The organism is Pseudomonas sp. DF5 (assembly GCF_058148225.1).
On the sequence record NZ_JBYVYM010000014.1, the window covers coordinates 84,040 to 96,719 of the forward strand.

Annotated in this window: 12 protein-coding genes and 1 riboswitch; of the genes, 5 read left to right on the forward strand and 7 right to left on the reverse strand. The window is 60.3% G+C overall.

The window, feature by feature from the left end; translation table 11 throughout:
* Positions 1–137 precede the first annotated feature (137 nt).
* A complete protein-coding gene (gene ahcY, locus AC30D7_RS14985) occupies positions 138–1,547 on the reverse strand; it encodes an adenosylhomocysteinase (RefSeq protein WP_018928740.1) in 1,410 nt (469 codons plus the stop codon).
* Positions 1,548–1,570: 23 nt separating this feature from the next.
* Positions 1,571–1,669: riboswitch (S-adenosyl-L-homocysteine riboswitch) on the reverse strand.
* A gap of 198 nt (positions 1,670–1,867) precedes the next feature.
* Between ahcY and AC30D7_RS14990 the strand changes: the two genes are divergently transcribed.
* Together AC30D7_RS14990 and AC30D7_RS14995 are read left to right on the forward strand one after the other, a co-directional pair.
* The gene (locus AC30D7_RS14990; protein WP_018928741.1) at positions 1,868–2,272 is read left to right on the forward strand and encodes an acyl-CoA thioesterase; all 405 of its coding nucleotides are present in this window, start codon (positions 1,868–1,870) and stop codon (positions 2,270–2,272) included.
* A 244-nt stretch (positions 2,273–2,516) separates the two neighbouring features.
* Entirely contained in the window at positions 2,517–3,404 is an 888-nt protein-coding gene (locus AC30D7_RS14995) for a formate/nitrite transporter family protein (protein ID WP_490134579.1), read from the forward strand.
* Positions 3,405–3,519: 115 nt separating this feature from the next.
* On the opposite strand, the gene AC30D7_RS15000 is transcribed toward AC30D7_RS14995, so the two are convergent.
* Positions 3,520–4,689, reverse strand: coding sequence for an MFS transporter (locus tag AC30D7_RS15000; protein WP_490134580.1), 1,170 nt, complete (start codon positions 4,687–4,689; stop codon positions 3,520–3,522).
* Positions 4,690–4,901: 212 nt separating this feature from the next.
* Between AC30D7_RS15000 and AC30D7_RS15005 the strand changes: the two genes are divergently transcribed.
* Positions 4,902–5,735 carry an EamA family transporter gene (locus AC30D7_RS15005; RefSeq protein ID WP_490134581.1) on the forward strand — a complete coding sequence of 278 codons (834 nt, stop codon included), beginning with the start codon at positions 4,902–4,904 and terminating at the stop codon, positions 5,733–5,735.
* Between the two features lie 50 nt (positions 5,736–5,785).
* The gene (locus tag AC30D7_RS15010) at positions 5,786–6,172 is read left to right on the forward strand and encodes an MAPEG family protein (protein ID WP_490134582.1); all 387 of its coding nucleotides are present in this window, start codon (positions 5,786–5,788) and stop codon (positions 6,170–6,172) included.
* A gap of 116 nt (positions 6,173–6,288) precedes the next feature.
* Here the strand turns inward: AC30D7_RS15010 and mltA are convergent, their stop codons facing one another.
* The gene (gene mltA / locus AC30D7_RS15015; protein ID WP_490134583.1) at positions 6,289–7,461 is read right to left on the reverse strand and encodes a murein transglycosylase A; all 1,173 of its coding nucleotides are present in this window, start codon (positions 7,459–7,461) and stop codon (positions 6,289–6,291) included.
* Between the two features lie 128 nt (positions 7,462–7,589).
* Here mltA and AC30D7_RS15020 point away from each other — a divergent pair, with 128 nt between their 5' ends.
* A complete protein-coding gene (locus AC30D7_RS15020) occupies positions 7,590–8,039 on the forward strand; it encodes a c-type cytochrome (protein ID WP_026286618.1) in 450 nt (149 codons plus the stop codon).
* 20 nt (positions 8,040–8,059) lie between these two features.
* On the opposite strand, the gene AC30D7_RS15025 is transcribed toward AC30D7_RS15020, so the two are convergent.
* The 4 genes from AC30D7_RS15025 to AC30D7_RS15040 form a co-directional block, all read right to left on the reverse strand.
* Positions 8,060–8,455: a DUF1090 domain-containing protein gene (locus AC30D7_RS15025; protein WP_490134584.1), complete on the reverse strand. Its 396-nt coding sequence runs from the start codon at positions 8,453–8,455 to the stop codon at positions 8,060–8,062.
* A 91-nt stretch (positions 8,456–8,546) separates the two neighbouring features.
* Entirely contained in the window at positions 8,547–10,226 is a 1,680-nt protein-coding gene (ligB, locus tag AC30D7_RS15030) for an NAD-dependent DNA ligase LigB (RefSeq protein ID WP_490134585.1), read from the reverse strand.
* 156 nt (positions 10,227–10,382) lie between these two features.
* A complete protein-coding gene (gene metK / locus AC30D7_RS15035) occupies positions 10,383–11,573 on the reverse strand; it encodes a methionine adenosyltransferase (protein WP_028939060.1) in 1,191 nt (396 codons plus the stop codon).
* A gap of 18 nt (positions 11,574–11,591) precedes the next feature.
* The gene (locus tag AC30D7_RS15040; RefSeq protein ID WP_490134586.1) at positions 11,592–12,587 is read right to left on the reverse strand and encodes an ArsR/SmtB family transcription factor; all 996 of its coding nucleotides are present in this window, start codon (positions 12,585–12,587) and stop codon (positions 11,592–11,594) included.
* Positions 12,588–12,680: the final 93 nt, after the last annotated feature.

Below are 12,680 nucleotides of genomic sequence, written 5' to 3' on the forward strand. Positions count from 1 at the left end.
GCGAAGCTTGCTCGCGAAGCAGGCGCCGCGGTCTTTCAGCAGCACCGCGGTGAAGCGTTCGCGAGCAAGCTTCGCTCCTACAGGAAGCGTGGTTCCTGCATAAGTCCGCTCCCATGGGGAGCGGACTGCTGGACCGATCAGTAGCGGTAAGCGTGCGGCTTGAACGGGCCTTCGACGGTGACGCCGATGTAGTCAGCCTGTTGCTTGGTCAGTTGAGTGACCACGCCACCGAAACCGCGGACCATTTCCAGGGCCACTTCTTCGTCGAGTTTCTTCGGCAGTACTTCAACGGTCAGGCGCTCGGCTTTCTGGGCTGGCGACAGGTCGGCGTACTTCTGGCCGAACAGGAAGATCTGCGCCAGAACCTGGTTGGCGAACGAACCGTCCATGATGCGGCTTGGGTGACCAGTGGCGTTACCCAGGTTAACCAGACGGCCTTCAGCCAGCAGGATCAGGTAGTCGTCGTTCTGAGCGTCGAAAGCGCCTGGACCGGTGCGGTGAACCTTGTGAACCTGCGGCTTCACTTCTTCCCATGCCCAGTTCTTGCGCATGAAAGCGGTGTCGATTTCGTTGTCGAAGTGACCGATGTTGCAGACAACAGCGCGTTTCTTCAGGGCTTTGAGCATGTTTGCGTCGCAAACATTGACGTTACCGGTAGTGGTCACGATCAGGTCGATCTTGCCCAGCAGCGCTTTGTCGATGCTCGCTTCTGTACCGTTGTTGATACCGTCGATGAACGGCGAAACCAGTTCGAAACCGTCCATGCAGGCTTGCATGGCGCAGATCGGGTCGACTTCGGAGACTTTAACGATCATGCCTTCCTGACGCAGGGACTGGGCCGAGCCCTTGCCCACGTCACCGTAACCGATGACCAGCGCTTGCTTGCCGGACAGCAGGTGGTCGGTGCCGCGCTTGATCGCGTCGTTCAGGCTGTGACGGCAGCCGTACTTGTTGTCGTTCTTGCTCTTGGTCACCGAGTCGTTGACGTTGATGGCCGGGATTTTCAGCTCGCCCTTGGCCAGCATGTCCAGCAGGCGGTGAACGCCGGTGGTGGTTTCTTCGGTGACGCCGTGAACGCGATCCAGTACTTGTGGGTACTTCTTGTGCAGCAGCTCGGTCAGGTCGCCGCCATCGTCGAGGATCATGTTGGCATCCCAAGGCTGGCCATCCTTGAGGATGGTTTGCTCCAGGCACCACTCGTACTCTTCTTCAGTCTCGCCTTTCCAGGCGAAAACCGGGATGCCGGCAGCAGCGATGGAAGCGGCGGCCTGATCCTGAGTCGAGAAAATGTTGCAGGACGACCAGCGTACTTCGGCACCCAGGGCAACCAGGGTTTCGATCAGCACGGCAGTCTGAATGGTCATGTGGATGCAGCCGAGAATCTTCGCGCCCTTGAGCGGTTGCTCCACGGAGTACTTGCGGCGCAGACCCATCAGGGCTGGCATTTCGGATTCGGCGATGATGGTTTCGCGACGGCCCCAGGCAGCCAGGGACATGTCGGCGACTTTGTAATCGTTAAAATCTGCAGGCGTGATAACAGCGCTCATGAAGAGCCTCCATTCGTAATGTATGCGAATGGGCGCCGTTGTGCGTTTAGTGTCTGGCCGTGGCCAGTCAACGCCCCATCCGAGCCTGACAGGATGAACCTGCTGCAGCGCCCCTCGGACAGGTGGCGGGAAAACGGTAGCAAGTGAACATTACCGTTTTGAAACGGGGGCGATTATAGCGGGCTATGCTGATCTTCCAAAGCGTTTCTGTTGGTCAATGTCCGAACGGTAATCGAGGCCATAGTCGATGCTTGATAGAGCTCTAGTCCGGGCTCTGCCATGATGGCCGGCATCAATCGGCAAGACGGTCAGGAGTGAGTATGAATTTCCACACCCGCAAATGGGTAAAACCCGAAGACCTCAACCCCAACGGCACGCTGTTCGGCGGCAGCCTGCTGCGCTGGATCGACGAAGAAGCGGCGATCTACGCCATCGTTCAGTTGGGCAATCAGCGCGTGGTCACCAAGTACATTTCCGAAATCAACTTCGTCAGCGCCTCGCGTCAGGGCGACATCATCGAGCTGGGCATCACCGCCACCGAGTTCGGTCGCACCTCGATCACCCTGACCTGCGAAGTGCGCAACAAGATCACTCGCAAGAGCATCTTGACGGTAGAGAAGATGGTGTTCGTGAACCTGGGCGAAGACGGCCTGCCCATGCCGCACGGCCGGACCGAGATCAGGTACGTCAAGGATCAGTTCAAGGATGACGAGATCGGCGGGTGATTGTTGTTTCTGTGGCGAGGGAGCTTGCTCCCGTTGGACCGGGCTGGCGCTCCAGCGCGAAGCGGCCCTGAAATCTGTCATTGGGTTCTTTCAGGCAGGCTTCACGTCAGCTTACGACTGCTTCGCAGCCGAGCGGGAGCAAGCTCCCTCGCCACAGGGTTTGCTGCGTACCCCCGGGTAGTGAACAGCTCCGAACCCCGCGTGTCGTACGTAAACGACACGCCACCGGTTCAGGAGCAGCCTTATGGACACGCCCAAAGACGGCAAGACCCCGGAGCTCTCGGCACAGGAACAGCGCGAGGTCGACAAGAACCAGCCCCCGCGCGCGGCGGTGCTGCACGAAATCATTCGCACCCAAGGCGATCAGGAACTCGAGCGCAGCGTTGCGGCGCTGTGGTGGTCGGCCCTGGCGGCCGGCCTGACCATGGGCCTGTCGCTGATGGGCATGGGGCTGCTCAATTCGCGTTTGCCGGACGGCGAAGGCTTCAAAGTGATCGCCAGCTTCGGTTACTGCGCAGGTTTTCTCGCGGTGATTCTCGCCCGTCAGCAACTCTTCACCGAAAACACCCTGACAGCCGTGCTGCCGATCATGAGCAAGCCAACGCTGGGTAATGTCGGTCGGTTGCTGCGCCTGTGGACCGTGGTGCTGGTGGGCAACCTCTGCGGCACCTTGCTGGTGGCGTATGTGATGCTGCATCTGCCGATTTTCGACAGCAAGACCGATCTGGCCTTCCTTGAGATCGGGCGCAAGGTCATGGAGAACGATGCCGGCAAGATGCTCGCCAAAGGCATCATCTCCGGCTGGATGATCGCCACCATGGTCTGGATGATCCCGTCCATGGAAAGCGCCAAGATGTGGATCATCATCCTCATCACCTATTTCATGGCGCTGGGCGATTTCACCCACATCGTGGTCGGATCGGTCGAGGTTTCGTACCTGGTGTTTGCCGGCGAATTGCCGTGGAAGGATTTCTGGCTGGTATTTGCAGGTCCCACACTGGTGGGGAACATCATCGGCGGCAGTTTTATCTTCGCGCTGATCAGTCACGCGCAGATCCGCAGTGAAAGCGGGCCGCCGAAGTCCTCTGCTCAGCAAAGCCAGGAGCGCGAGCCGCAAAAGATCAAAAAATGAAGTGCGAAACCTGTGGGAGCGGGCTTGCTCACGAAGGCTGCGGCACAGTCAAGATTGATGTCGCCTGATACACCGCCTTCGCGAGCAAGCCCGCACACATGGATGCGCCTTGGATTTACCCAGACACATTGATCGCGGCAGCACTGCGACGTTGCAGGTAGATGAAGAACAGCGCCGTCAGCAGCGTGAACACGCTGACCAGTGCGCCGGTCCACGGCAAGTCCGCCAGGTCCGCGCCACCGGCCACCACCAGCCCGCCAATCCACGCCCCGGCGGCGTTGCCGAGATTGAATGCGCTTTGATTCAAGGTCGACCCGAGGTTCGGCGCTTCATGGGCCTGATCGATGATCAGCAATTGCAGGATCGGGCACAGCGCGAAGGCGAAGATGCCCCACAACACCAGCGTGATCGCCGCCGGTATCACTGAATGGCTGGTCTGGCTGAAGGCGGCCAGTACGATGGCCACGGCCAATGTCATCCCCACCAGCGAAGGCAGCAAGCGACTGTCCGCCAATCGGCCGCCGAGCATGCTGCCCCCGGTCAAGCCGACCCCGAACAACAGCAACATGATGGTTACGCCATGCGGACTGACGCCGGTGATGTCCTGCAGGATCGGCGCAATGTAAGTGAACACGCTGAACAGGCTGGTGGACGCCAGCACGCTCATGCCCAGCGCCAGCAGCACATTGACCTTGCCCAGCACTTTGAACTCGCTGGCCAGGTTGGCCTTGTCCATGGGGATTTCTTTCGGCAGCCAGACCCACTGCGCAACCGCCGCAATCACACCGATCACCGACACCGCCCAGAAGGTCGAGCGCCAGCCGGCGTATTGCCCCAGCGCAGTGCCCAATGGCACGCCCAGCACGTTGGCCAAGGTCAGGCCGGTGAACATCATGGCAATCGCCTGGGCTCGTTTGTTCGGTGCCACCAGACTGGCCGCCACCACTGAACCGATGCCGAAAAACGCGCCATGGCACAGCGCGGTGATCACTCGTGCGGCCATCAATGTGGCGTAGTTCGGCGCCAGGGCGCAGAGGATGTTGCCGAGAATGAACATCAGCGTCATGCCCAGCAGTGTGGCTTTACGCGGCATGTTGGCGGTGCCGACCGCGAGAATCGGCGCGCCGAACACCACGCCCAGGGCGTAACCGGTGATGAGCAGGCCGGCGTGAGGAATGCTCACGGCGAGGTCGCGGGCGACATCGGGCAGCAAGCCCATGATGACGAACTCAGTGGTGCCGATGCCGAAAGCGGCAACGGCCAGTGCAAGCAAGGCGAGTGGCATGCGCAAGGTCTCTGTCGGTAGTCTTGACGCTTTGATCAGGCATACGCAGGCCGACGACCGTTCTCGATGAGAGCGGGCAGGGGCAGGAATTATTGGAATTAGTCTGTGCGCAACTGAGTGCGGCGTGGTCGCTTGCAGTATAAACAGCTGCGGACATATGGCGAATCAAATCTCTGTCCCGCGATGCAGCGGGGTAATACAAGGAGCGTGCCGTGCTTGCGACGGTTCTGGTGTTGGTGGCGGCGCTGTTGCATGCGGCGTGGAATACCCTGATCAAGTTCAGCGCGGAGCGGCTGTTGGTGGTGGCCTGCATGGACAGCGTGGCGTTGCTGTTTGTCGCGCTGATGCTGCCCTTCGTGGCGCTGCCGCCACTGGATATGTGGCCGTGGATTCTTGCGTCGGCGGCATTCGAGTTGCTCTATCGCTACCTGTTGATCCAGGCCTATCGGGTCGGCGATCTCGGTCTGGTCTATCCGTTGATGCGCGGCTTGTCGCCGCTGGTGGTGCTGGCACTGACGCTGATCTTCGCCGGAGAAGTGCTGACGGCTCAGCAGATCTTCGGGATTTTGCTGATCCCGTTCGGCATGGTGTGCCTGCTCTGGCAGGGCGGTGGCGGGGTGCGCCTGCCGTGGTCGATGCTGCCGGTGGTGGCGCTGATCGGGCTGTGCATCGGTTGCTACACGTTCATCGATGGCCAGGCCTTGCGGCGCTGGTCCCATCCGCTGGACTACCTGGTTTGGGTGACATTGCTCAGTGCCTGGCCGTTCCCATTGCTGGCGCTGGTGCGCAAACGCCCGGCGTTCATGCTGTTCTGGCGTGAGCAGTGGCGGTTGGGGTTGGCGGTCGGGTTCTGCGTATTGTTCAGCTACGCTCTGGTGCTGTGGGCCATGCAGCTCGGTTCAATTGCCGAGGCGGCGGCGCTGCGCGAGATCAGCGTGATTCTGGTGGTGCTGTTCGGTATGCGCTACCTCAAAGAACCTTTTGGCAGGCCACGGCTCTTAGCCTGTGGACTGGTATTGATCGGCATGTTGGTGATGAAGTTTTAGTCGCCGCTGATGGAATTCGATTCTCTATAACTTGAAGAAGGGACTGCGTTATGACGGTTGCTCTGTGGTGCATTTTGATTGCGATCTGCTTGCCTTATCTGTGCGCAGCCGTCGCCAGGTTCAGCGGTGGCAAGTTCGGGTTGAAACAGAATCACGACCCAAGGGTGTTTCTGGATTCGCTCGAAGGCGTGGCCAGGCGTGCGCATTCGGCGCAGTTGAATAGCTTCGAAGTGACCCCGGCGTTTGCCGCGGCGGTGATCGTGGCTCATCTGGCTGGCAATGCAGAGCTGGTGACGATCAATGTGCTGTCGGTGCTGTTCATCACCAGTCGGCTGCTGTACATCATTTGCTATCTGGCGGACTGGGCGATTCTGCGGTCGCTGGTGTGGGCCATAGGCATGGGGTTGATCGTCAGTTTCTTTGTGGTGTCTGTTTAACGGCAAGATCAAAGGATCGCTGGCTGCGCCATTTCCTGGCGGGATCGATGTTCATTCGCGACATTGCGACGAACGCTCTCGATGCTGGCGCTGGCGCAGCCTGCGATCGTTTGCTTCTAAAGTTTGTCAGCCACCTGCGGCACCTGAGGCAACGCCGCCCCTTTAGGCCAGAGCATCCAGATCTGCCCCTGCTGTTTCATGTCGCCGGCCAATTGCCCGGCCGCCTCGCCCGTGCCCCAGAACAGGTCTGCGCGGACCTCGCCGGCAATCGCGCCGCCGGTATCTTGAGCGGCTACCGGACGCACCAGTGCGCTGCCGTCCGGTCGCGTCGTCGATAACCACAACAAGCTGCCGAGCGGAATCACCTTGCGATCCACTGCCGCGCTATAACCTGCGGTCAATGGCACATTCAGCGAGCCGCGCGGCCCTTCGTTGCTGTCCGGATTGCGATTGAAGAACACGTAGCTGGGGTTGCTGCCGAGCAGTTCGGGAATGCGCGTTGGATTGGCCTTGGCCCAGTTATCGATGGCGCTCATGGTCACCTCTTCTTTCTTCAGCTCGCCCTGATCCACCAGCCAGCGGCCAATAGGTCGATAGGGGTGGCCGTTCTGGTCGGCATAACCGATGCGCAATTGACGGCCATCATCGAGCTGGATGCGTCCCGAACCCTGGATTTGCAGAAACTGCAGGTTCATCGGGTCGGTCAGCCAGGCAATCACCGGCGCCTTCACGCCTTTGGTTTCAATGGTCGCCGCATCGTCGTAAGGCTTGAGTACACGACCTTCGAGCCGTCCACGCAGGCGCTTGCCCTTGAGTTCCGGGTAGATACTGTCCAGCGAGACGATGATCATGTCCTCGGGCACGCCGTACACCGGGATGTTCGCCTCCTTGGTCTGGGTCAGGCTGCCGGGATACGCCGGTTCGTAATAGCCGGTGATCAGGCCGTTGGGGTTGTCATTGGCGGCGCGCAGGCCGTAGACGTCGAGGTTCTGTTTGAGAAAACCACGGATGTCGCTGGCGGTTGGCTGCACGTTGGCGGAAGCGGCACAGGTGCCACCCCAGACCGGGTCGGCCTTGAGTCGGGTGCAGGCGCTGCGCCACGAGCCAAAACCGGCGACGAGGTCGTTGTCGGACACCGCTGGAAGGGCTTCCCAGGTAGCGCTGGAGTAGGTCGCCAGTGCGTGGGTTTTCGGTGTGCTGCTGTCGCCACCGGTGCAGCCCGCAAGCACGGCCACCATTGGAAGGGTCCAGGCCAGGTTGTGACGCCACGCCTTGAAACGGCTGTTCATGGAGTAATTCCTTTGCCGGTTGCCTGAGTGCTCCATGCGCTCAAACAACCCGTATTGATAATAGGGCTATTGGTCTTTGCCGGTGACGCGAGGATACTGGCCGCCGTTTCCAGTGATCTGAAGCCACCATGACTCTTAAAAGACTCTCTGTTGTATTGCTGGCCTGCCTGACCTTGTCCGCCTGCGGCGGTGTCGACCCGAACTCGCCTCTTGGCCAGCGCAAGGCGATCTTCAAGCAAATGCTCAAGACCGGCGAAGACCTGGGTGGCATGTTGCGTGGGCGTATTCCGTTCGATGGCCCGAAATTCGCCGATGGTGCCGTGAAGCTCGACGCGTTGTCCCATGAGCCGTGGAAGCATTTCCCGCAGGTGCGCGAAGAAGATCACACCAGCGCCAAGGACGATGTCTGGCAGAAGCAGGCACGCTTCCAGGAAATGGCCCGCACCCTTGAAGGCGCCACCGGTGAACTGGTGATCGCCAGCCAGGTTCAACCCTACAAGGCCAGCAACCTGGGGCCGGCGGTGCAGAAAGTCGAAGACGCCTGTAGTGCCTGCCATAAAGAGTTTCGGGATCATTGAGGTGGCGTGTTCAAACCGGATTACTTATCCAGCTCGTCGAGCGCGTCCTGTAAATCCTTGCGCGATTGAGCCAGTTTGTCTTTGCGTTTGTTGATCTTCTCGGCGTCGCCTTTTTTCATCGCCTTGTCGAGGTCGGCCTGACGCCGGCTGACTTCGTGCTTGGCGTCGAGCACCTTGTTTTCCCGTTCCTTCTTCAAGGAAGCGTCGGTGCAATGGGCGGTAACTTCGCTCAGGGCGGTTTCCAGGCCTGCCTGTTGATCGGCGTTGCCGTGAGATTTGGCCAGTTCGATCTGGTTGATGATGCCTTGTTTTTTGGCGGCGCAGCCGGTCAGGCCCGGGGCGTCTTCGTCGGCCATTAATGGAGCGGCCATCACGCTGCACAGGGTCAACACGGCGAGCGCTGAAAGAAGTTTCATAAAAGCTCCAGGTGAAAAATTCGATGTAGCGATGGGCTGTTTGAGCGCATCGGCCCCTTTGGGTTCCCGGGCTGGCGGGCGTCGCCGGCTGCTAAAAACCGTCAATTCCGGCAACACGTAATGTCTCGCTCAAGGCCAGGACCTGCGGATCGCGGAAAAATGCGCTCAATTGCGCCGCGCGTCCCGGGCCGATGCCGGCTTCGGCCTGCCATTGTTCGGTGTTTCGTTGCGCCAGCACCTGCCATGAATCGGCGAGTTGTGCCTGGCCGGTCGGCGGCAAGCCCAGGGCTTTGAGCCAGCGAGCGAACGGCCGTTGCCGGGCGCTGTTGAAACTGTTCAAAAGACGAGCACTGCTGCGCTCGCCGAAGCCGTCAATGTTAGCAAGCTCTTGCTCATCGAGGGTCAACCAATCGAGCAGACTGTCGAGACGTTCGGCCTTGAGCAGCTTCTCCCAGGTGCCTGGCCCGACATGCGGCAAGGCCAGCCCCTGTTTGCCACTGAGCCAGGCCAGGCGTGCGAGGAACTGGCTTTCGCATCCGGGTGTTGGTTGCCAGCAACTTGAAGGATGAAAATCGGCTGCCAACGGTACGTTCAATTCAGGGCGTTCGGTGCTGCGCAGTACGACACCGTCGAGCCTGGGGATGGTCAGCCCTGCGAGGCTGATGGCGACCTGATCGCCGGGACGAATGTCCAGCGCCTCCCAGCGCTGCAGAGAACTGACACTGACGCGCTTGATCTGCCGGTCATCGAGCATCACCGGTGCCAGATCCAGCACCGGTGTGATCCGGCCGGTCCGTCCAATCTTGAAGTGGACCTTGCGCACCTCGGCCAGCGCCTGGGCGAAGGGGTACTTCCAGGCGACACTCCAGAAAGGCGTTTTCGCCTGCCAGCGCTCGGCGGGTGGGCGCTGATTCTGTCGCAAAACGACGCCGTCGCTGGCAAAGGGCAGGGGCGAGCGATACCAATGATCGCGCCAGCGTTCGGCATCGGCAAATGCCTCGATCGGCTGGCTGTAGGGCGCGGTGCTCGGGAATCCCAGCTGATCCAGAGCCGCTACGCGGGCCGGCAGGCTTTCCGGACCTTGCGGCCAGTCCCAGACAAACAGGCCGATGCCGGCGGCATGCTCGGGGTTCAGCGCCTTGCGTGCCATTAACCCGGCCACCGTGGCGCGGGCATTGAGGCTGCCGGCCTGGGCTTGCACGTGTTCGGTCAGTCGCCAATAGAGTTCGCCTTGCAGGAGCAGGTCCAGCGGGTGTGCAAGTTTTTGAGGGATGGCGGCGATCTGGCGCGCCGAGGCAGTCCAGTCGTGGCCTGTCACCCCGTCACCGCGACTGATTGCCTTGTGCAGCCAGCCATTGCGATAGATCAACGTCACTGCCACGCCGTCGACCTTGGGTTGAATCCAGACCTCATCCCGATTTTTCAACCAGGCTTCGACGGCGCGCCCATCGCGCAGTTTTTCCAGGCCGGTGTGGGCAATGGGGTGAGCAATCGTGCCACCGGCAGTGCGCAACGGTTCGGCTGAAGGGCCTGAGTCAAAACACTCGCGCCATTCGCTTAGTCGTATGCGGGATTGATCATAGAGTTCATCGGCGACCAAAGAGCGTCCTTCGCGATGATAGCTGTCGTCCCAGAGGTCGATTCGCTTTTGCAGTGCGTTGATTTCGTCCAGAGCGCGGGCCGGCGGCCAATCAGGGCAGTCGGCGGCATTGGCGGTCAGGCAGGTGAGGGTCAGCAGGAAACCGAAAAACAGGCGCAGGTTGGGCAGCATCGAGAGCGTCCTTGCTCGTTGGGATGCTTTCAAGGCTAGTCAGGTTTCGGGTGTGGAGTGCGGAGGTGTAATTCTGCGTGTTTCGAGGTGGGATCTTCTTCATGAAAAAGCCCCGCACGGCGAACCGTGCGGGGCTTTTTGACAACCGGGGAAGTCTTACAGGCCGGCCGCGACACGCAGAGCGTCGGCGCGGTCGGTTTTTTCCCAGGTGAACGTGGTGAACGTATCGTCGCCCACGGTTTTGGTTTCCGGGGTGCGACCGAAGTGGCCGTACGCAGCGGTGTCCTGGTACATCGGGTGCAGCAGGTCGAGCATGGTGGTGATCGCGTATGGACGCAGGTCGAACACTTCGCGGACCAGTTTGACGATCTTGTCATCGCTGATCTTGCCGGTGCCGAAGGTGTTCAACGAAATCGAAGTCGGTTGAGCGACGCCGATTGCGTAGGAAACCTGAATCTCGCAACGCTCGGCCAGGCCGGCAGCGACGATGTTCTTGGCCACATAACGACCGGCGTAGGCAGCCGAACGGTCAACCTTCGATGGATCTTTACCGGAGAACGCGCCGCCGCCGTGACGGGCCATGCCGCCATAGCTGTCAACGATGATCTTGCGACCGGTCAGGCCGCAGTCGCCCACCGGGCCACCGATGATGAACTGGCCAGTCGGGTTGATGTGGAACTGGGTGTCCTTGGACAGCAGCTCGGCAGGCAGCACGTGCTTGACGATCAGTTCCATCACGCCTTCGCGCAGGTCTTTGTAGGACACTTCCGGGTTGTGCTGGGTCGACAGTACAACGGCGTCGATACCGACAACCTTGCCGTTTTCGTAGCGGCAGGTCACTTGCGACTTGGCGTCTGGACGCAGCCAAGGCAGCAGGCCGGACTTGCGGGCTTCGGCCTGGCGCTGAACCAGTTGGTGCGAGAAGGTGATCGGTGCTGGCATCAGCACGTCGGTTTCATTGCTGGCGTAGCCGAACATCAGGCCCTGGTCGCCGGCGCCCTGATCTTCAGGCTTGGCACGGTCAACACCCTGGTTGATGTCGGGGGACTGCTTGCCGATGATGTTCATCACGCCGCAGGTTGCACCGTCGAAGCCGACATTGGAGCTGTTGTAGCCGATGTCGAGAATCACGTTACGGACGATGTCTTCCAGATCGACCCAGGCCGACGTGGTGACTTCACCTGCGATGATTGCCACGCCGGTTTTCACCAGAGTCTCGCACGCCACACGGGCGAACTTGTCTTCAGCAATGATGGCGTCCAGCACCGCATCGGAAATCTGGTCGGCGATTTTGTCCGGATGCCCTTCAGACACGGACTCGGAGGTGAAGAGGGAGTATTCGCTCATCTCGATTTTTTCCTGAATTTACCGATGGTGAGTGTCGCCAGCCGGTCGCTGAAAATGGCGGACCTGTATCTGGAAACCATTACGTAAGCCTACATAGAGGCTTTCCCCGGGAACGAGTCCCGCAGCGGTGGCCCAACGGGCCAGATCGTCCTGTTCAAACCCCAACCAGAGATCACCGCAGGCCTCCCTGGCCCAACTCTGGTTGTGGCTACATAACTCTGTCACTAACAGGCTACCGCCTGGTTGCAGCAAGCCGGCCATGTGCTTGAGCGCATCGGCCGGTGCGGCAAAATGGTGTAGCACCATGTTCAGTACAACGCAGTCGGCCTGAAGGCTTACACCGTTCAATGCATCGGCCAATTGCAGGCTGACGTTAGCCAGCGTTTCACGTTCGCAGACCTGACGGGCCAGTTCGAGCATCGCCGGGCTGTTGTCCAGGGCCGTGACCTGAGTGAAGCGACGCGCCAGCTCCGGCAGAAAAGCGCCATCGCCGGGGCCTACTTCGATGGCCGTGGCGCCGGGGCCGAAGCTCAGTTTGTCGAGCAGGGCCACCACGCTTTCGCGGTATTGCGGCAGGCCGGCGATCAAGTCTTGCTGGGCGCGAAACTTCTCCGCGACCCGTGAGAAAAAGTCCTGGCTGGCCGCCTCACGTTGCCCGTGGACCTGACCGATCCGCGCCTGAACGTCAGTCGGCAGGGTCAGGTTGTCCACTTCTTCGAGCAGCGCGGCATGCAGCTTGCCGCCCAGCAGATCGGTGTGGGGCAGGGCGCGACGGTAGAAAATCGCATTGCCTTCACGGCGGGTCGCCACCAGGTCGGCCTGGGCCAATACCTTGAGGTGATGACTCATGCCGGACTGACCGATGCCGAAGATCTGTGCCAGTTCCAAAACGCCGAACGAATCGTTGGCCAGCGCGCGCAATACATTCAGCCGCAGAGGATCGCCGCCGGCCTTGCACAGGGCCGCCAGCTCATCGCAATCGTCATGTTGAATGGAAGGCACGCGCAGATTCATAAGGCCAGCAGTCTAGTGACGGTCAGAAATCATCGCAAGAGCAATATCAAAAAGTTTTGATATTGCTCGATGGATGGCACTTCTTAACGTTAG

Excerpts from the sequence above, each read along its gene's own strand:
- AC30D7_RS15040 (WP_490134586.1), bottom strand. The coding sequence starts at position 12,587 with ATGAATCTGCGCGTGCCTTCCATTCAACATGACGATTGCGATGAGCTG.
- AC30D7_RS14990 (WP_018928741.1), top strand. The coding sequence starts at position 1,868 with ATGAATTTCCACACCCGCAAATGGGTAAAACCCGAAGACCTCAACCCC.
- mltA (WP_490134583.1), bottom strand. The coding sequence starts at position 7,461 with ATGAACAGCCGTTTCAAGGCGTGGCGTCACAACCTGGCCTGGACCCTT.
- AC30D7_RS15000 (WP_490134580.1), bottom strand. The coding sequence starts at position 4,689 with ATGCCACTCGCCTTGCTTGCACTGGCCGTTGCCGCTTTCGGCATCGGC.
- metK (WP_028939060.1), bottom strand. The coding sequence starts at position 11,573 with ATGAGCGAATACTCCCTCTTCACCTCCGAGTCCGTGTCTGAAGGGCAT.
- AC30D7_RS15020 (WP_026286618.1), top strand. The coding sequence starts at position 7,590 with ATGACTCTTAAAAGACTCTCTGTTGTATTGCTGGCCTGCCTGACCTTG.
- AC30D7_RS15025 (WP_490134584.1), bottom strand. The coding sequence starts at position 8,455 with ATGAAACTTCTTTCAGCGCTCGCCGTGTTGACCCTGTGCAGCGTGATG.
- AC30D7_RS15010 (WP_490134582.1), top strand. The coding sequence starts at position 5,786 with ATGACGGTTGCTCTGTGGTGCATTTTGATTGCGATCTGCTTGCCTTAT.
- AC30D7_RS14995 (WP_490134579.1), top strand. The coding sequence starts at position 2,517 with ATGGACACGCCCAAAGACGGCAAGACCCCGGAGCTCTCGGCACAGGAA.
- ahcY (WP_018928740.1), bottom strand. The coding sequence starts at position 1,547 with ATGAGCGCTGTTATCACGCCTGCAGATTTTAACGATTACAAAGTCGCC.
- ligB (WP_490134585.1), bottom strand. The coding sequence starts at position 10,226 with ATGCTGCCCAACCTGCGCCTGTTTTTCGGTTTCCTGCTGACCCTCACC.